The sequence below is a fragment of the Pseudoxanthomonas sp. GM95 genome, from assembly GCF_900109775.1.
Lineage (GTDB): Bacteria > Pseudomonadota > Gammaproteobacteria > Xanthomonadales > Xanthomonadaceae > Pseudoxanthomonas_A.
Window position 1 is genome coordinate 486,339 of the sequence record NZ_FOAX01000001.1, and the last position, 16,749, is coordinate 503,087.

The 16,749-nt window shown below is 67.2% G+C and carries 15 protein-coding genes and 5 tRNA genes; 15 read left to right on the plus strand and 5 right to left on the minus strand.

Annotated elements, in window-relative coordinates; genetic code table 11:
- The first annotated feature begins 18 nt into the window (after positions 1-18).
- The 8 genes from BMZ17_RS02230 to ychF all read left to right on the plus strand — a co-directional run bounded on the left by BMZ17_RS02230 (position 19) and on the right by ychF (position 6,914).
- Positions 19-1,704 carry a tetratricopeptide repeat protein gene (locus tag BMZ17_RS02230; RefSeq protein WP_175485454.1) on the plus strand — a complete coding sequence of 562 codons (1,686 nt, stop codon included), beginning with the start codon at positions 19-21 and terminating at the stop codon, positions 1,702-1,704.
- Positions 1,701-2,348, plus strand: a complete 648-nt coding sequence (gene lolB, locus BMZ17_RS02235; RefSeq protein ID WP_093134938.1) for a lipoprotein insertase outer membrane protein LolB — start codon at positions 1,701-1,703, stop codon at positions 2,346-2,348. Before BMZ17_RS02230 ends, lolB begins: the two co-directional genes overlap by 4 nt.
- A complete protein-coding gene (gene ispE / locus BMZ17_RS02240) occupies positions 2,345-3,229 on the plus strand; it encodes a 4-(cytidine 5'-diphospho)-2-C-methyl-D-erythritol kinase (RefSeq protein ID WP_093134942.1) in 885 nt (294 codons plus the stop codon). The genes lolB and ispE overlap by 4 nt, the downstream gene beginning before the upstream one ends.
- 6 nt (positions 3,230-3,235) lie before the next feature.
- Positions 3,236-3,313, plus strand: a tRNA-Gln gene (locus tag BMZ17_RS02245).
- A 64-nt stretch (positions 3,314-3,377) separates the two neighbouring features.
- A complete protein-coding gene (locus tag BMZ17_RS02250) occupies positions 3,378-4,337 on the plus strand; it encodes a ribose-phosphate diphosphokinase (protein WP_093134947.1) in 960 nt (319 codons plus the stop codon).
- A gap of 111 nt (positions 4,338-4,448) precedes the next feature.
- Positions 4,449-5,111 carry a 50S ribosomal protein L25/general stress protein Ctc gene (locus BMZ17_RS02255; RefSeq protein ID WP_093134951.1) on the plus strand — a complete coding sequence of 221 codons (663 nt, stop codon included), beginning with the start codon at positions 4,449-4,451 and terminating at the stop codon, positions 5,109-5,111.
- Between the two features lie 57 nt (positions 5,112-5,168).
- The gene (pth, locus tag BMZ17_RS02260; RefSeq protein WP_093134955.1) at positions 5,169-5,747 is read left to right on the plus strand and encodes an aminoacyl-tRNA hydrolase; all 579 of its coding nucleotides are present in this window, start codon (positions 5,169-5,171) and stop codon (positions 5,745-5,747) included.
- Between the two features lie 75 nt (positions 5,748-5,822).
- Positions 5,823-6,914 carry a redox-regulated ATPase YchF gene (gene ychF, locus BMZ17_RS02265; protein WP_093134959.1) on the plus strand — a complete coding sequence of 364 codons (1,092 nt, stop codon included), beginning with the start codon at positions 5,823-5,825 and terminating at the stop codon, positions 6,912-6,914.
- Positions 6,915-7,046: 132 nt separating this feature from the next.
- Here the strand turns inward: ychF and BMZ17_RS02270 are convergent, their stop codons facing one another.
- From BMZ17_RS02270 to BMZ17_RS02290, 5 genes are read right to left on the minus strand one after another with little or no spacing between them, the layout of a single operon-like run.
- Positions 7,047-7,949 (minus strand): hydroxymethylglutaryl-CoA lyase, encoded by a 903-nt coding sequence (locus BMZ17_RS02270; protein WP_217645753.1) that lies wholly within the window; start codon positions 7,947-7,949, stop codon positions 7,047-7,049.
- Between the two features lie 5 nt (positions 7,950-7,954).
- Positions 7,955-9,955 carry an acetyl/propionyl/methylcrotonyl-CoA carboxylase subunit alpha gene (locus BMZ17_RS02275; protein ID WP_093134969.1) on the minus strand — a complete coding sequence of 667 codons (2,001 nt, stop codon included), beginning with the start codon at positions 9,953-9,955 and terminating at the stop codon, positions 7,955-7,957.
- A gap of 2 nt (positions 9,956-9,957) precedes the next feature.
- Entirely contained in the window at positions 9,958-10,743 is a 786-nt protein-coding gene (locus tag BMZ17_RS02280) for an enoyl-CoA hydratase/isomerase family protein (RefSeq protein WP_093134974.1), read from the minus strand.
- A gap of 10 nt (positions 10,744-10,753) precedes the next feature.
- Positions 10,754-12,361 (minus strand): carboxyl transferase domain-containing protein, encoded by a 1,608-nt coding sequence (locus tag BMZ17_RS02285; RefSeq protein ID WP_093134979.1) that lies wholly within the window; start codon positions 12,359-12,361, stop codon positions 10,754-10,756.
- Positions 12,362-12,374: 13 nt separating this feature from the next.
- Positions 12,375-13,526, minus strand: coding sequence for an isovaleryl-CoA dehydrogenase (locus tag BMZ17_RS02290; RefSeq protein WP_093134983.1), 1,152 nt, complete (start codon positions 13,524-13,526; stop codon positions 12,375-12,377).
- 335 nt (positions 13,527-13,861) lie between these two features.
- Between BMZ17_RS02290 and BMZ17_RS02295 the strand changes: the two genes are divergently transcribed.
- The 7 genes from BMZ17_RS02295 to nusG all read left to right on the plus strand — a co-directional run bounded on the left by BMZ17_RS02295 (position 13,862) and on the right by nusG (position 16,637).
- Positions 13,862-13,947 (plus strand) — tRNA-Tyr (locus BMZ17_RS02295).
- Between the two features lie 37 nt (positions 13,948-13,984).
- A tRNA-Gly gene (locus tag BMZ17_RS02300) sits at positions 13,985-14,058 on the plus strand.
- A gap of 51 nt (positions 14,059-14,109) precedes the next feature.
- A tRNA-Thr gene (locus tag BMZ17_RS02305) sits at positions 14,110-14,185 on the plus strand.
- 51 nt (positions 14,186-14,236) lie between these two features.
- Positions 14,237-15,427, plus strand: a complete 1,191-nt coding sequence (gene tuf / locus BMZ17_RS02310) for an elongation factor Tu (protein WP_093134989.1) — start codon at positions 14,237-14,239, stop codon at positions 15,425-15,427.
- Between the two features lie 109 nt (positions 15,428-15,536).
- Positions 15,537-15,612, plus strand: a tRNA-Trp gene (locus BMZ17_RS02315).
- 61 nt (positions 15,613-15,673) lie between these two features.
- Positions 15,674-16,066 (plus strand): preprotein translocase subunit SecE, encoded by a 393-nt coding sequence (gene secE, locus BMZ17_RS02320; RefSeq protein WP_093134994.1) that lies wholly within the window; start codon positions 15,674-15,676, stop codon positions 16,064-16,066.
- Positions 16,067-16,079: 13 nt separating this feature from the next.
- Positions 16,080-16,637, plus strand: coding sequence for a transcription termination/antitermination protein NusG (gene nusG, locus BMZ17_RS02325; RefSeq protein ID WP_093134998.1), 558 nt, complete (start codon positions 16,080-16,082; stop codon positions 16,635-16,637).
- Positions 16,638-16,749: the final 112 nt, after the last annotated feature.

Below are 16,749 nucleotides of genomic sequence, written 5' to 3' on the forward strand. Positions count from 1 at the left end.
ACGGCCCGGTTCCCCCTAATGCCTGCAAAGATGCGTTTCGTCCCGCCGTTGTTGCTGATTCTTGCCGGTTTTGCGTCATCTCCTGCGGTCCAGGCCCGGCAGCCGGCGAAAACCGCGGACGCCACCTCGGGCGTGCTGGAGCCGGTGATGGCCGGCGAATTCGCCCTGCAGGCCGGCAAGCTGCCCGATGCCGCGCGCCTATACCTGCAGGCGGCTGAAGCCGGCCAGGACGTGGGCCTGGCCGAACTGGCGACCCGTATTTCCCTGCTGGCCAACGATGACGATCGTGCCGCGCGCGCGCTGAAACTTTGGCAGAAGCGCGCCCCGGAATCGCTGGCCATGCGCGCTGCCCAGGCCACGCTGGCCCTGCGCGAAGGGCGCGAGCGCCCGGCCCGGCGCGAGCTCGAGTCCTTGCTGCGCGATCCCGATCCACAGGCCTGGCGCTATGCGCTGACCGCGCTGGGCAGTGGCGGCCGCGATCCGGCGCTGTCGGCCAAGCTGCTCGGCCAGCTGCTGGACAGCAAGGCGCTGCCCAACCAGTTAAATGTGTGGCTGGCGTTCGGCGGCCTGGCCCAGTCGCTGGAACAGCCGGCCCTGGCCGAACGCATCGTTGCCGAGGTCATCCAGCGTTTCCCGGTCAATGCGCGCGTCACCCTGCTGCATGCCAGCCAGCTGCGCCAGGCCGGCAAGACCGAAGAAGCCCGCAAGGTGCTGGAAGGCCTGCAGCAGCAGGCCGACGCCGATCCGAACGTGCGCCTGGGCGCGGCGGCCGAGTTCGATGCGCTGGGCCTGCCGTCACAGGCGGCGGCCATGCTGGCCGGCGGCCCGCAGGACACCCGCAGCTACGGCCTGCGCGCCTCGCTGCTGGCCAAGTCGGATGACACGGCCGGCCTGACCGCGCTCTACGACGAGGCCAAGGCCGTCAGCACCGATGCGCAGGACCCCGCCCAGCGCCTGCTGCTGGGCCAGATCGCCGAATACCTCAAGCGTCCGCAAGAGGCGCTGGACTGGTACCAGGGCGTGGCCACCGGTGACCATCAGGTGGAAGCACGCCTGCGCGCGGCCAACGTGCTGTTCCAGCTGGCGCGCAAGGACGAGGCCTTCGCCTCGATGCACGCCATGCAGGCCGATGCCAGCGTCAGCGACGACGCGCGCCGCGACGCCTATCTGCTGGAAGCCGATCTGCGCCAGAAGAACGACGACGATGCCGGCGAGCTGGACGCGCTGGCGCGCGGCCTGGCTGCGTATCCGGACGACAACAACATCCTGTATGCGCGCGGCCTGGCCTGGGAGCGGCGCGACCGTATCGACCGCGCCGAGGCTGACCTGCGCCGGGTGCTGGTCACCGATCCGACCAATACCGCCGCGCTCAACGCGCTGGGCTACACCCTGGCCGACCGCACCGATCGCTACAAGGAAGCGCTGGAATTGATCGACCGCGCCCGCGCCGCCGAGCCGGACGAGCCGGCGATCCTGGACAGCTACGGCTGGGTGCTCTATCGCATGGGCCGGCGCGACGAGGCGTTGGTGCAGATCCGCCGCGCCTTCACCCTGATGAAGGACCCGGAGATCGCCGCCCACCTGGGCCAGCTGCTGTGGGAGCAGGGCCACAAGGACGAGGCGCGCAAGTATTTCGACGAGGCACGCAAGCTCGATCCCGAAAACCGCTCGCTGCTGCGCGCGCTGGAAAAGACCGGAGCATGAACTTCTATATGCGTGGCGTGGCGATGCTGCTGGCGGTTTCGTTGCTGGCCGGTTGCGCGGGCCTGTCCAGGCCGAAACAACCGCTGCCACCAGCGGTCGATGCCGGCCAGGCCGCGCAGGCCCAGCTGGCGCGCGAGCAGTGGCTACAGGTGCATCGCAACTGGTCGCTGGAAGGGCGCGTGGCGATTCGCCGCGCCGATAAGGGGGGCAGCGGTCGTATCGACTGGAGCCAGCGCGGCGAGGATTTCGAGGTGTCGCTCAGCGCCCCGGTCACCCGCCAGAGCTGGCGCCTGACCGGCAACGACGCCGGCGTGGTGCTGGATGGCCTGGATGGCGGGCCGCGCCGCGGCGCCGATGCCGGCCAGCTGCTGGTCGAAGCCACCGGCTGGGAAATTCCGGTCCAGGCGCTGGCGTACTGGATCCGCGGCCAGGCCGCGCCCGCGCTGCCGGCCGCTGACCTGCAATACGGCACGGACGGCCATCTTGCCGCACTGACCCAGGGCGGCTGGCGGATTGCGTATACCGCCTGGCAGCCGGCGGCCGGCGATACGCCCGCGCTGCCGGCGCGAATCGAGGCCGAGCGCGGCGATTCGCGCGTTCGCCTGATCGTGGACGGCTGGCAGCCCTGCGCGGCGGCCCCTTGAACGCGTCGCACGTCCCCGGCGGCTGGTCGTGGTGGCCGGCGCCGGCCAAATTGAACCTCTGCCTGCGCATCACCGGCCGCCGCGCCGATGGCTACCACGACCTGCAGAGCGCGTTTCGCATCCTGGACTGGGGCGACCGGGTCGGGATCCGGCTGCGCGAAGACGGCCGCGTGGCCCGCGTCGGCGCCTCCGCACCGGGCGTGGCCGAGGCCGATGACCTCCTGGTTCGCGCGGCGCTGTTGCTGCAAAAGCACGTCAACGGCACGTCAGGTGCCGACATCTGCGTCGAAAAGAATATTCCGGCCGGTGGCGGCTTCGGCGGCGGCTCGTCCGACGCGGCGACCGTGCTGCGGGTCCTGGACCAGCTTTGGGCCACCGATCTGGGCGAGGACGTGCTGGCCGGGCTTGGTCTGCAGCTGGGCGCGGACGTGCCGGTCTTCGTCCGCGGCCGCAACGCCTGGGCCGAAGGCGTGGGCGAACAGCTCACGCCGCTGGACCTGCCGCAGGCCTGGTATGTGCTGGTCGACCCGGGCATTCACGTGGCCACGGCCAAGCTGTTTGGAGCGCCGGATTTGACGCGCACTGCCGCACCCGTGAAAATATCGGACTTCCTTTCCGGATCCGTGCCCGACAACGTGTTCGAGCCGGTGCTGCGGCGTCGTGAACCTGCCATCGAGGCCGTGTTCGCCACGCTCTCGCGCATCGGGACGCCACGGCTGACGGGGACGGGCAGCGGCTGTTTCGTGGAGTTCGCAAGCCTTCAGGCCGCTCAGGCCGGATCGGCCTTGCTGCCTGCGGATCTACGCGGCTGGGTGGTGGCAGGTGCGGCGCGTTCGCCCCTGCTGGATGCCCTGGAAGGAAACCTGCAGGACATCAACTGAATCCACTGGGGCGTCGCCAAGAGGCCTAAGGCACCGGGTTTTGATCCCGGCATTTCGTAGGTTCGAATCCTACCGCCCCAGCCAGTTCCGTCCGTGCGCGAAAGGACCCGCGTCTCGTTCCGCCCACCGTAGTCATCGAGATTCCCACGTGCAAGACGAACGCAGCCTGCTGGTCTTTTCCGGCAACGCCAACAAACCCCTCGCCCAGAGCATCTGCCGTGAACTCGGCGTGCGTCCGGGCAAGGCGATGGTCTCGCATTTCTCCGACGGCGAAGTCCAGGTGGAGATCGAAGAGAACGTCCGCCGCCAGGAAGTCTTCGTCATCCAGCCGACCTGCGCGCCCAGCGCGGAGAACCTGATGGAATTGCTGGTGCTGATCGACGCGCTCAAGCGCGCCAGCGCCGCCAGCGTCACCGCCGTGGTGCCGTATTTCGGCTACTCGCGCCAGGATCGTCGCCTGCGCTCCTCGCGCGTGCCGATCACGGCCAAGGTCGCCGCCAAAATGTTCAGCGCGGTCAGCGCCGATCGCGTGCTCACGGTCGACCTGCACGCCGACCAGATCCAGGGGTTCTTCGATATCCCGGTCGACAACGTGTACGCCTCGCCGCTGCTGCTGGCCGACATCTGGCGCGCCTACGGCACCGACAACATGGTGGTGGTCTCACCGGACGTGGGCGGCGTGGTCCGCGCCCGCGCGGTGGCCAAGCGCCTGGACGATGCGGACCTGGCGATCATCGACAAGCGCCGTCCGCGCGCCAACGTGTCCACGGTGATGAACATCATCGGTGACGTGGAAGGCAAGGCCTGCGTGCTGGTCGACGACATCGTCGACACCGCCGGCACCCTGTGCGCTGCCGCAGCGGCGCTGAAGGACCGTGGCGCGACCAAGGTCGCCGCCTACTGCACCCACCCGGTGCTGTCCGGCCCGGCCGTGGACAACCTCAACAAGTCCGCGCTGGACGAGCTGGTGGTGACCGACACGATCCCGCTGTCGCCGGCCGCCGCGGCCTGCACCAAGATCCGCCAGCTGTCGGTGGCCGGGATGCTGGCCGAGACCATCCGCCGTATCGCCTTCGGCGAATCGGTCAGCTCGCTGTACGTGGATTGATCCAAGTTCCGGGCGGTCGCCCTGTCGGCGACGGCCCAACACGACTCTTCTGGTCGCGGAAGAGTCGCATCCCCGCCGCGAGGCGGTTTACATCAGAGAAAAGTGAAAACCATGGCTAATACACACGAAATCAAGGTGGAGCGCCGCGAAGACGAAGGTAAGGGTGCGAGCCGCCGCCTGCGTCACGCCGGTAGCGTCCCCGCCATCGTCTACGGTGGCGACCTCAAGCCGGTCAGCATCCAGCTGAACCACAACGAAGTCTGGACCGCCAGCCAGCACGACTGGTTCTACTCGTCGATCCTGGACCTGAGCCTCAACGGCGACGTGCAGAAGGTGCTGCTGCGTGACATGCAGCGCCATCCGTTCAAGCAGCAGATCATGCACCTGGACTTCCAGCGCGTGAACGACAAGGAAGCCATCCGCACCGCCGTGCCGCTGCACTTCCTGAACCAGGAAACCTCGCCGGCCGGCAAGTCGTCCGAAGTGGTCATCACCCACGAACTGAACGAAGTCGTGGTCGAGTGCCTGCCGAAGGACCTGCCGGAGTTCATCGAGATCGACCTGGCCAAGATCGCCCAGGGCGACGTGATCCACCTGTCGGAGCTGAAGCTGCCGGCCGGCGTCGAGATCCCCGAGCTGAAGCTGGGCAAGGAGCACGACGTGGCGGTGGTCATCGCCAAGTTCGCCAAGATCGAGGAAGAGTCGGAAGACGCCGACGAAACCTCGGCCGAAGTCCCGGCCGCCAAGGTGGCCAAGGACGACAGCGAGAAGTGATCCATCTCCTTCGCGCCGGCCTGTGCCGGCGCGGGGGAAGCGGATCGTGCTGCTTGCATGGAAGGCGTGCGCCTCATCGTCGGCCTGGGTAATCCCGGTGCCGAACACGCGCGGACCCGGCATAACGCCGGGTTCCGTTTTGTGGACACCCTGGCAGCAGCGCAAGGCCAGCGTTTCAGCGTGGACGCCAAGCTGTTTGGCGAGACCGCGCAGGTCAGCATCAACGGCCAGACGGTGCGGCTGCTCAAGCCGTCCACCTACATGAACCTCTCGGGCAAGTCGGTCACCGCCGCGCTGCGGTTCTGGAAACTCGAACCCGAGCAGGCGCTGCTGGCGCACGACGAGCTGGACATGCCGCCTGGCGTGGCCCGACTGAAATTCGATGGTGGGCACGGCGGCCAGAACGGCCTGCGCGACACCATGCAACTGCTGGGGCACGGGCGCTTTGGTCGCCTGCGCATCGGCATCGGCCATCCCGGCCACAAGGACAAGGTCACCGGTTGGGTGTTGGGCCGTCCCAATGCCGACGACGAGATCCTGATCGGGCGCGCCATCGATGAGGCGCTGGATGTCCTGCCGCTGGCGGTTGCCGGCGATTTCAACGAGGCGATGAAGCGCCTGCACACCCCCAAATAGCGAGCCGTTCAACCGTGAGCCGATGCGCTGATGCGTGGGCTGACGGTTACCGGCTTTCGGTTACCGGAGAAATTCATGGGCATCAAATGCGGCATCGTGGGCCTGCCGAACGTCGGCAAGTCGACCCTCTTCAACGCGCTGACCAAGGCGGGTATTGCCGCGGCCAACTTCCCGTTCTGCACGATCGAACCCAACGTCGGCATCGTGCCGGTGCCGGATCCGCGCCTGAAGGCGCTGGCCGACATCGTCAAGCCGCAGAAGGTCGTGCCGACGGCGGTCGAGTTCGTCGACATTGCCGGCCTGGTCGCCGGTGCGGCCAGCGGTGAAGGCCTGGGCAACAAGTTCCTGTCGCACATCCGCGAAGTCGATGCGATCACCCACGTGGTGCGCTGCTTCGAGAACGACGACGTGATCCACGTCAACAACAAGGTCGACCCGATCTCGGACATCGACACGATCGATACCGAGCTGGCGCTGGCTGACCTGGACAGCGTGGAAAAGGCGCTCAACCGCGCCGAGCGCAGCGCCAAGGGTGGCGACAAAGAAGCGGCCGCGCGCAAGCCGGTGCTGGCCAAGCTGCTGGCAGCGCTCAACGACGGCATCCCCGGCCGCGGCGCGGGCCTGGACGACGAGGAAAAGGCGCTGGTGCGTGACCTGTTCCTGCTGACCCTCAAGCCGGTGATGTACATCGCCAACGTGCTGGAGGACGGCTTCGAGAACAACCCGCACCTGGACGCCGTGCGCGCCCGTGCCGAGAAGGAAGGCGCGCGCGTGGTGCCGGTGTCGGCCGCGATCGAGGAAGAGCTCTCGCAGCTGGACGATGAGGATCGCGACACCTTCCTGGCCGACCTGGGCCTGGAAGAGCCGGGCCTGAACCGCGTGATCTACGCGGCCTACCAGCTGCTGGGTCTGCAGACCTACTTCACCGCTGGCGTACAGGAAGTGCGCGCGTGGACGGTCAAGGCCGGCTCGACCGCGCCCAAGGCAGCGGCGGTGATCCACACCGATTTCGAGAAGGGCTTCATCCGCGCCGAGACGATGGCCTACGACGATTTCATCAAGTACAAGGGCGAAGCCGGCTGCAAGGAAGCCGGGCGCCTGCGTCTGGAAGGCAAGGAGTACAAAGTGCAGGAAGGCGACATCCTGCATTTCCGCTTCAACGTCTGATTCGTCGGGCGCATCGTTTCAGCAGACAGGCCGCGCATTGCGCGGCCTGTCTGTTTTTGGTCTGTGGCGACGCGCTGTTGTTTTTGCTTCCTTCCCTTCGCGTAGCGAAGGGAAAGGGCCGAACGCGCAAGCTCAGGCGACTGCGCGCCCTGCAAGCGCCTGCGCCACCTTGCTGCGCGTGGTGCGCCCCAGCGCCTGGCAGATGAAGTCGCCGGCCTGCGCCAGCTTGTGCAGGTCCACGCCCGTTTCGATGCCCAATCCGTCCAGCAGATACAGCAGGTCCTCGCTGGCGACATTGCCGGCCGCGCCAGGCGCATACGGGCAGCCGCCCAGGCCGGCCACCGAGCTGTCGAAGGTCGCCACGCCCAACTCCAGCGAGGCGTAGACGTTGGCCAGCGCCTGGCCGAAGGTGTCGTGGTAATGCCCGGCCAGCTGCGCGACCGGCACGCGTGCCATCACCGCTTCGAGCATCGCGTGCGTCTTGCCCGGCGTGCCGACGCCGATGGTGTCGCCCAGCGAGATCTCGAAGCAGCCCTGATCCAGCAGCGCGGCGGCGACATCGGCCACCGCCTGCGGTGCGATCGCGCCCTCGTAGGGGCAGCCGAGCACGCAGGACACATAGCCGCGCACCGGAATGCCCGCTTCGCGCGCCGCGCGCGTCACCGCTTCGAAGCGCTGCAGGCTTTCGGCGATCGAGCAGTTGATGTTCTTCTGCGAGAACGTCTCCGACGCCGCGCCGAACACCGCTACTTCATCGGCGCCGGCGGCCAGCGCCGCCTCGAAGCCTTTCAGATTGGGCGTCAGCGCCGAATACACCACGCCCGCGCGGCGCGGAACGCCGCGCATCACCGCGTCGTGATCGGCCATCTGCGGGACCCATTTGGGCGACACGAACGCGGTGGCTTCGATATGGCGCAGGCCGGCCTGCGCCAGGCGCGCGATCAGGTCCAGCTTGGTCTGCGTGGCGACGTTGCCCGGCTCGTTCTGCAGGCCATCGCGCGCGCCCATCTCGACCAGCTTCACCCGCGCGGGCAGGGCGCTCACGCCGCGGCCTCGAAATCGACCAGCGGTGCCTTGTCGGCCACCAGATCGCCGACCTTGCACAGCATCTGGGTCACGGTGCCGTCGGCGGGCGCGCTGACGGTGTATTCCATCTTCATCGCTTCCATCACCAGCAGCGGCGCACCGGCGGCGACGCGCGCGCCATCGGCAGCCAGCACCGCGATGATGCGGCCGGGCATCGGTGCGCTCAGGCCGCCGTGCGCATCGGACTGGCCCGCGACATGAGCCAGCGGATCGATCGGCGCCAGCACCGCATGGCCGGCGGCGGTGAACACGTGCAGCGCGCCGTCGGCAGCCGCGATGACGGTCGCGTGGCCCTGGCGTGTGCCCAGGCGATAGCGCAGCGCCGCGTCTTCGCAGTGCAACACCTGCGCAGGCGTGCCGTCGAGTTCGGCGCCGCCACGGCCGTCATGGCGCACGCTGACGCGATGAGCGCCGCCGGCCGCATCGCGCAGGTCGAGCGTGCGCATGGCCGCGCCGTTGATGCGCCAGCCGTCGCTCTGCGCCCACGGGCTGTGGGGGTCGTCGGTGCTGATGCTGGCCTGCGTGGCGGCACGCTGCGCGTCGGCCTGCAGCGTCCACAGCGCGGCCACGGCCAGCGCATCGGCCGGAAGCGGTGCATCGGTGCCGAGCAACTGGGACAGGGCGCGTTCGATCAGGCCGGTGTCGTAGCCGCCGGCGCGCACCTCGGGATGGACGATCAGGCGCGACAGGAACGCCACGTTGTTGCCCACCCCGACGATCCGCGTGCCGGCCAGCGCCTGCTGCATCCGCAAGAGCGCAGCCTCGCGGGTTTCATCCCAGACGATCAGCTTGGCGATCATCGGGTCGTAATCCGGCCCGATCACATCGCCGCGCTCCACGCCGGTATCGACGCGCACGTGGCGCAGCGCGGTCGGGAAATGCAGGTGTTCGAGCGTGCCGGTGGAGGGCAGGAAGCCGGTGTCCGGTTGCTCGGCGTAGAGTCGCACCTCGATCGCGTGGCCCTGCAGCGGAATCGCGTCCTGGGCAAGCGGTAAAGGCTGGCCATCGGCCACGCGCAGCTGCCATTCGACCAGGTCCTGGCCGGTGACCAGCTCGGTGACCGGGTGTTCGACCTGCAGCCGGGTGTTCATTTCCATGAAGTAGAACGCGCCATCGGCATCGACGATGAACTCCACCGTCCCCGCGCCGACGTAACCCGCCGCGCGCGCCGCATCGACCGCGGCGGTGCCGATCGCGCTGCGGAAGGCCGCGCTGATGTGCGGCGCCGGCGCTTCCTCGATGACTTTCTGGTGGCGGCGCTGCGCCGAACAGTCGCGTTCGTAAAGATGCACGACGTGGCCATGCGTATCGCCGAACACCTGCACCTCGATATGGCGCGGGCGCACCAGGTATTTCTCGACCAGCACGCGGTCGTCGCCGAAGCTGGCGCGCGCCTCGCGCTGGCAGGACGCCAGCGCCGCCTCGAAATCAGCGTCCCGTTCGACCACGCGCATGCCCTTGCCGCCGCCGCCAGCGCTGGCCTTGATCAAGACCGGATAGCCGATGCGCGCGGCCTCGCTACGCAACAAGGCGGGCGACTGGTCATCGCCGTGATAGCCGGGCACCAGCGGCACGCCGGCGGCCTGCATCAGCGCCTTGGCTGCGGACTTGGAGCCCATCGCTTCGATCGCCGACACCGGCGGGCCGATGAAAGTCAGCCCGGCATCCGCACACGCGCGAGCGAAGTCCGCGTTCTCCGACAGGAAGCCATAGCCCGGATGCACCGCCTGTGCGCTGGTGGCCAGCGCCGCGGCGATGACCTTGTCCGCGCGCAGGTAGCTTTCGCGCGAGGCGGCCGGGCCAATGCAGATTGCCTCGTCGGCCAGGCGGACGTGGCGTGCGTTGGCATCGGCCTGCGAATAGACAGCCACCGTGGCGATGCCCAGGCAGCGGCAGGTGGCGATGATGCGGCAGGCGATCTCGCCGCGGTTGGCAATCAGGATCTTGTCGAACACGCTCAGGATCTCCAGGCCGGCGGACGCTTGGCGAAGAAGGCGGCGATGCCTTCGCGCGCCTCGTCGCTGTCGCGCGCGGCGGCGATGCGCGCGGTGGTGTCATGGATCAGCGCGGTGCCGATCGGCTGGGCGGCCACGTGCTGGACCAGCCGCTTGCACGCCGACTGCGCCTGCGGCGCGCCAGCCAGCAGGGCCTCGGTGATGTCACGGACGCGCGCGTCCAGCGCCGCTGCGTCGCAGACCTCGTGCACCAGCCCCAGCTGCAGGGCCTGCGCCGCGTCGAAGCGTTCACCGGTCAGGAAGTAGCGCTGCGCCGCACGCGCGCCAATCGCGCGCAGGACGTACGGGCTGATCGTGGCAGGGATCAGGCCCAGCCGCACTTCGGTCGTGCCGAAGGACGCCTCCGGCGAAGCAATCGCGATGTCGCAGGCCGCGACCAGCCCGGTGCCGCCGGCCAGCGCCGCGCCGTGCACGCGTGCGATCGTCGGCTTGGCGCAATGGGCCAGCGTGGACAGCATCGTCGCCAACGCGCCGGCATCACGCAGGTTCTCGTCATGACTGAAGCCGGCCATGCGCCGCATCCAGTCCAGGTCGCCACCGGCGCAGAAACTCCTGCCGCGTCCGGCCAGCACGATCACGCGCGTGCCCGCATCGGCCTCCAGCGTGCGCAGCGTCTCGGTCAGCGCGGCGATCAGGTGTTCGTCGAATGCGTTGTGGACTTCTGGCCGGTTGAGCCACAGCGTGGCGACCGGGCCGTCGTGTTCGAGTTGCAGGTTCGATGCGCTCATGCCGGTCGCCTCACATGCGGAACACGCCGAAGCGCGTCGGTGCGATCGGGGCGTTCAATGCCGCCGCCAGGCCCAGGCCAAGCAGGCGTCGGGTCTGCGCGGGATCGACGATGCCGTCGTCCCACAGGCGCGCGGTGGCGTAGTAGGGATCGGACTGCGCTTCGAACTGCGCGCGGGTCGGGGATTTGAAAGCTTCTTCTTCTTCCGCGCTCCAGGGCTTTCCCTGTGCTTCCATGGCGTCGCGCCGCACGGTGGCCAGCACGGACGAGGCCTGTTCGCCGCCCATTACCGAGATGCGCGAGTTCGGCCAGCTCCACAAAAAACGCGGCGAGTACGCGCGTCCGCACATGCCGTAATTGCCGGCGCCGTACGAGCCGCCGATCAACACGGTGAACTTCGGCACCGAAGTCGTCGCCACCGCGGTCACCAGCTTGGCGCCGTCCTTGGCGATACCGCCGTTTTCGTAAGCGCGGCCGACCATGAAGCCGGTGATGTTCTGCAAAAACACCAACGGAATCCCGCGCTGCGAGCACAGTTCGACGAAGTGCGCGCCCTTGAGCGCGCTCTCGGAAAACAGGATGCCGTTGTTGGCGACGATGCCCACCGGATAGCCGTGGATGTGGGCGAAACCGGTGACCAGCGTGGTGCCGTAGCGCGCCTTGAATTCATCGAAGCGCGAACCATCGACGATGCGCGCGATGACCTCGCGCACGTCGTAAGGCTTGCGCGTATCGGAGGGAATCACGCCATAGAGTTCGGCCGGGTCGTAACGCGGTTCTTCCGGACTCTGCAGCTGCACCTGCGGGGCGATGCGCGGGCCCAGGTTACCCACGATCCGGCGCAGCAACGACAGCGCATGGTGGTCGTTGTCGGCCAAATGGTCGGCCACGCCGGACAGGCGCGTGTGCACGTCGGCGCCGCCCAGGTCCTCGGCGCTGACGACTTCGCCGGTGGCGGCCTTCACCAGCGGTGGGCCGCCCAGGAAGATCGTGCCCTGGCCCTGCACGATGATGGTTTCATCGCTCATCGCCGGCACGTAGGCGCCGCCGGCGGTGCAGGAGCCCATGACGCAGGCGATCTGTGGGATGCCCGCGGCCGAGAGCTGCGCCTGGTTGTAGAAGATCCGGCCGAAGTGCTCCTTGTCCGGAAAGACCTCGTCCTGCATCGGCAGGAACGCGCCGCCGGAATCAACCAGGTACAGGCAGGGCAGGTGGTTCTCGCGGGCGATCTCCTGCGCGCGCAGGTGCTTTTTCACCGTGATCGGGTAATAGGTGCCGCCCTTGACCGTGGCGTCGTTGGCGACGATTACGCACTCGCGGCCATGCACGCGGCCGATGCCGCCGACCACGCCGCCGGCCGGCACCTGGTCGTCGTACATGCCGTGTGCGGCCAGCGGCGACAGCTCCAGGAAGGGCGTGCCGGGGTCGATCAGCGCATCGACCCGGTCGCGCGCCAGCAGCTTGCCGCGGCCGGTGTGTTTGGCCCGTGCGCTTTCGCTACCGCCCAGCGCGGCCTGCGCGGTGCGGGCGCGCAAGGTGTCCACCTGCGCCTGCAGGGCGGCGCGGTTGGCCTGGAAGGCCTCGTCGTCGGTGCGCAGTTTCGAAACGATGACGCTCATCGTGCGGCGCTCCTCAACCCTGGCCGACCAGTTCGCGGCCGATCAGCATCCGCCGGATTTCCGAGGTGCCTGCCCCGATTTCATAGAGCTTGGCGTCGCGCCACAGGCGCCCGGTCGGGTAGTCGTTGATGTAGCCGTTGCCGCCCAGCGACTGGATCGCCTGGCCGGCCATCCACGTGGCTTTCTCGGCGCTGTAGAGGATCGCGCCGGCCGCATCCTTGCGCGTGGTCTCGCCGCGATCGCAGGCCTTGGCCACCGCGTACACGTAGGCGCGGCAGGCGTTGAAGCCCACGTACATGTCGGCCAGCTTGCCCTGCATCAGTTCGAATTCGCCGATCGGCCGGCCGAACTGGCGGCGTTCGCGCACGTACGGCAGCACGGCATCCATACACGCGGCCATGATCCCCAGTGGCCCGCCGGACAGCACCACGCGTTCGTAGTCCAGGCCGGACATCAGCACTTTCACGCCCTGGTTGAGGCCGCCCAGGATGTTCTCTTCCGGCACTTCGCAATCCTGGAACACCAGCTCGCAGGTGTTGGAGCCGCGCATGCCGAGCTTGTCCAGCTTCTGCGCGGTCGAAAACCCCTTGAAATCCCGCTCGACGATGAACGCGGTGATGCCGCGCGGGCCGGCCTCCGGCTCGGTCTTGGCGTAGACCACCAGCGTGTGCGCGTCGGGCCCGTTGGTGATCCACATCTTGCTGCCGTTGAGCACGTAGCGATCGCCGCGCTTGTCCGCGCGCAGCTTCATGGAGACCACGTCCGAGCCGGCGCCGACCTCGCTCATCGCCAGCGCGCCGATGTGCTCGCCGCTGATCAGTTTGGGCAGGTAGCGGGCTTTCTGCGCGGCGCTGCCGTTCTTGCGCAGCTGGTTCACGCACAGGTTGGAATGCGCGCCGTAGGACAGCCCGATCGCCGAGCAGGCGCGGGAAATTTCTTCCATCGCCACCACGTGCGCGAGGTAGCCCATCGCGGTGCCGCCGTATTCCTCCTCGACCGTCAGGCCCAGCAGGCCCATGTCGCCCAGTTGTGGCCAGAGCGCGTTGGGGAAGGCGTTGTCGCGGTCGGCCGGCTCGGCCAGCGGCGCAATCACGCTGCGGGCGAAGCTGTGGACCGCATCACGGAGCTGGTCGATGTCCTGTCCGAGGTCGAAGCTGAAATCCATGGCGCAAGGTGTCCTTATCGCGGGTCGTCCGTACCCGGAGAATGGCACGGCAAAAGCGGGGCAGGCTGACGATGGAAGGGCGCGCTGGCACGCTGCAGGGCAGCATCGTGCGATTTGTTTGCAATCGGTGCTTCCCGTAACGGCGCTTGCCTGCCACAATGCGCGCCCCTGCGGCAGGCCGCCGACGGGGCGCCAGCGATGGCGTGCTGCACTTTCGGGTGCGCAAGGTGGGGCCGGCAGGAAATCCGGTGCACAGTCGTTGACAGCGCATCGATCTCACGCCAGAATCACCGGCTGTTTCACCCCGGTCCAACAGGCCGGGTCCGAGTAAGATCGGAGGGATACCCAAGCGGCCAACGGGGGCAGACTGTAAATCTGCTGGCTTACGCCTTCGGTGGTTCGAATCCACCTCCCTCCACCAAGTTTCAACCAGGTTTTTGTTGTTGCGGTGCCCCGGCGCGGGAGTAGTTCAACGGTAGAACCTCAGCCTTCCAAGCTGATGGTGCGGGTTCGATTCCCGTCTCCCGCTCCATTGAACTTCCGCTCCATTGTCGCCAGATCCGCCGCAGCGACATCGTTTCACGCTCACGTAGCTCAGTCGGTAGAGCACCTCCTTGGTAAGGAGGAGGTCGAAGGTTCGATTCCTTTCGTGAGCACCATCCAAGCAGTACGTTTCACCCTCTTATCTAACGATCCGAGAATAAGCAGCCATGGCAAAGGGTAAGTTCGAGCGCACCAAGCCGCACGTGAACGTGGGCACCATCGGTCACGTTGACCATGGCAAGACCACGCTGACCGCCGCACTGACCAAGGTCGGCGCCGAGCGTTTCGGTGGCGAGTTCAAGGCTTATGACGCGATCGACGCGGCGCCGGAAGAGAAGGCGCGCGGCATCACGATCTCGACCGCACACGTGGAGTACGAATCGCCGAGCCGCCACTACGCGCACGTCGATTGCCCGGGCCACGCCGACTACGTCAAGAACATGATCACCGGTGCTGCCCAGATGGACGGCGCGATTCTGGTGTGCTCGGCCGCTGACGGCCCGATGCCGCAGACCCGCGAGCACATCCTGCTGTCGCGCCAGGTCGGCGTGCCGCACATCGTGGTGTTCCTGAACAAGGCCGACATGGTCGACGACGCCGAGCTGCTCGAGCTGGTCGAGATGGAAGTCCGTGAGCTGCTGAGCAAGTACGACTTCCCGGGCGACGACACCCCGATCATCCACGGCTCGGCCCGTCTGGCGCTGGAAGGCGACCAGAGCGACATCGGCGTGCCGGCGATCCTGAAGCTGGTCGAAGCCCTCGACACCTTCATTCCGGAGCCGGAGCGTGACATCGACAAGGCGTTCCTGATGCCGGTCGAAGACGTGTTCTCGATTTCGGGCCGCGGCACCGTGGTGACCGGTCGTATCGAGCGCGGCATCATCAAGGTTGGCGACGAAATCGAAATCGTCGGCATCCGTCCGGTGCAGAAGACCACCGTGACCGGCGTGGAAATGTTCCGCAAGCTGCTGGACCAGGGTCAGGCAGGCGACAACGCCGGTCTGCTGCTGCGCGGCACCAAGCGTGACGACGTCGAGCGTGGCCAGGTGCTGGCCAAGCCGGGTTCGATCAAGCCGCACACCGAGTTCGAATCGGAAGTGTATGTGCTGTCGAAGGACGAAGGCGGCCGCCACACCCCGTTCTTCAAGGGCTACCGTCCGCAGTTCTACTTCCGTACCACCGACATCACCGGTGCGGTCGAGCTGCCGGAAGGCACCGAGATGGTGATGCCGGGTGACAACGTGAAGATGGTCGTGACCCTGATCAACCCGGTCGCCATGGACGAAGGTCTGCGCTTCGCGATTCGCGAAGGCGGCCGTACCGTCGGCGCCGGCGTCGTGGCCAAGATCATCAAGTAATAAGGTCCTGCGATTCGGCGATCCCGCATCGCCGATGAGTGACGCGATGGCGGGCCGGGAACCTCGGTCCGCCTTCGCCGTCTAAGGGCATCCTTCAGGCAGTTTCCGTACGCCAGTAGCTCAATTGGCAGAGCAGCGGTCTCCAAAACCGCAGGTTGGGGGTTCGAGTCCCTCCTGGCGTGCCACTGTCCCGTTTCTCCCGTCGCCGCTGGCGGCGGTGCAGTGCAAGGCGGCACATCCGACCGAATGAACAGCAAGATCCAACAATCCAAGGTGGCAGGCACGTCCGGCGCTGATATCGCCAAATACGTGCTGGCCGCTGCGCTGGTGGTGGCCGGCCTGGTGGTGTGGTGGTGGTTTGCTGGCCAGTGGGCCACGCCGCTGCGTGCCTTGGTCGTGGTCGTGGGTCTGGTTGCAGGTGCGGCGGTGTTTATCGCCACGGCCAAGGGGCGCGACACGGTCGAGTTCCTGGCTGAGTCCCGCTTCGAGTTGCGCAAGGTGGTCTGGCCGACGCGCCAGGAATCGTTGCGCATGACCTGGGTGGTGATGGTGGTGGTATTGATCCTCAGCCTGATCCTGGCTGGCTTCGATTTCGGCATCCAGTGGATGGTCGAGAAATTGTTCACGATGGGTCGTTGAGGAGAATTCCGCAGTGAAGCGTTGGTACGTGGTACATGCCTATTCGGGCTTCGAGAAGTCGGTGGCGCAGGCCTTGCGCGATCGCATCGTGCGCAACGGCATGGAAGAGCGCTTCGGTGACGTGCTGGTTCCGACCGAGGAAGTGATCGAGATGCGCTCCGGCCAGAAGCGCCGTTCCGAGCGCAAGTTCTTCCCGGGTTACGTGCTGGTCCAGATCGAGACCCACGAAGAAGCGGGCATCCCGCGCATCGACAACGAGTCGTGGCACATGGTGAAGGAAACCAGCAAGGTGCTGGGCTTCATTGGTGGCACCGCCGACCGTCCGCTGCCGATCCGCGATGATGAGGCTGCCGCGATCCTGGATCGTGTTCAGGAAGGCGTCGAGAAGCCGCGTCCGAAGGTGCTGTTCGAGCCGGGCGAGATGGTGCGCGTGGTCGATGGCCCGTTCAACGACTTCAACGGCGTGGTCGAGGAAGTCAATTACGAAAAGAGCCGCCTGCGCGTCGCGGTGCTCATCTTCGGCCGCTCCACCCCGGTGGAGCTGGAATTCGGCCAGGTCGAGAAGGCCTGATCCCGGCGTCCGGCGCCGCGTGCGCCGGAATGCAAAAAACCTGCTATAGTGCGCGGCTCCCTGCCTAGTAGAGCCGGGCAAGTGCAATGGCCGCCTGCGAGGGCGGCCTTTG

Coding starts and splice junctions, on each gene's coding strand:
- BMZ17_RS02230 (WP_175485454.1), top strand. CDS start 19: ATGCCTGCAAAGATGCGTTTCGTCCCGCCGTTGTTGCTGATTCTTGCC.
- lolB (WP_093134938.1), top strand. CDS start 1,701: ATGAACTTCTATATGCGTGGCGTGGCGATGCTGCTGGCGGTTTCGTTG.
- BMZ17_RS02255 (WP_093134951.1), top strand. CDS start 4,449: ATGGCTAATACACACGAAATCAAGGTGGAGCGCCGCGAAGACGAAGGT.
- pth (WP_093134955.1), top strand. CDS start 5,169: ATGGAAGGCGTGCGCCTCATCGTCGGCCTGGGTAATCCCGGTGCCGAA.
- ychF (WP_093134959.1), top strand. CDS start 5,823: ATGGGCATCAAATGCGGCATCGTGGGCCTGCCGAACGTCGGCAAGTCG.
- BMZ17_RS02280 (WP_093134974.1), bottom strand. CDS start 10,743: ATGAGCGCATCGAACCTGCAACTCGAACACGACGGCCCGGTCGCCACG.
- BMZ17_RS02285 (WP_093134979.1), bottom strand. CDS start 12,361: ATGAGCGTCATCGTTTCGAAACTGCGCACCGACGACGAGGCCTTCCAG.
- BMZ17_RS02290 (WP_093134983.1), bottom strand. CDS start 13,526: ATGGATTTCAGCTTCGACCTCGGACAGGACATCGACCAGCTCCGTGAT.
- tuf (WP_093134989.1), top strand. CDS start 14,237: ATGGCAAAGGGTAAGTTCGAGCGCACCAAGCCGCACGTGAACGTGGGC.
- secE (WP_093134994.1), top strand. CDS start 15,674: ATGAACAGCAAGATCCAACAATCCAAGGTGGCAGGCACGTCCGGCGCT.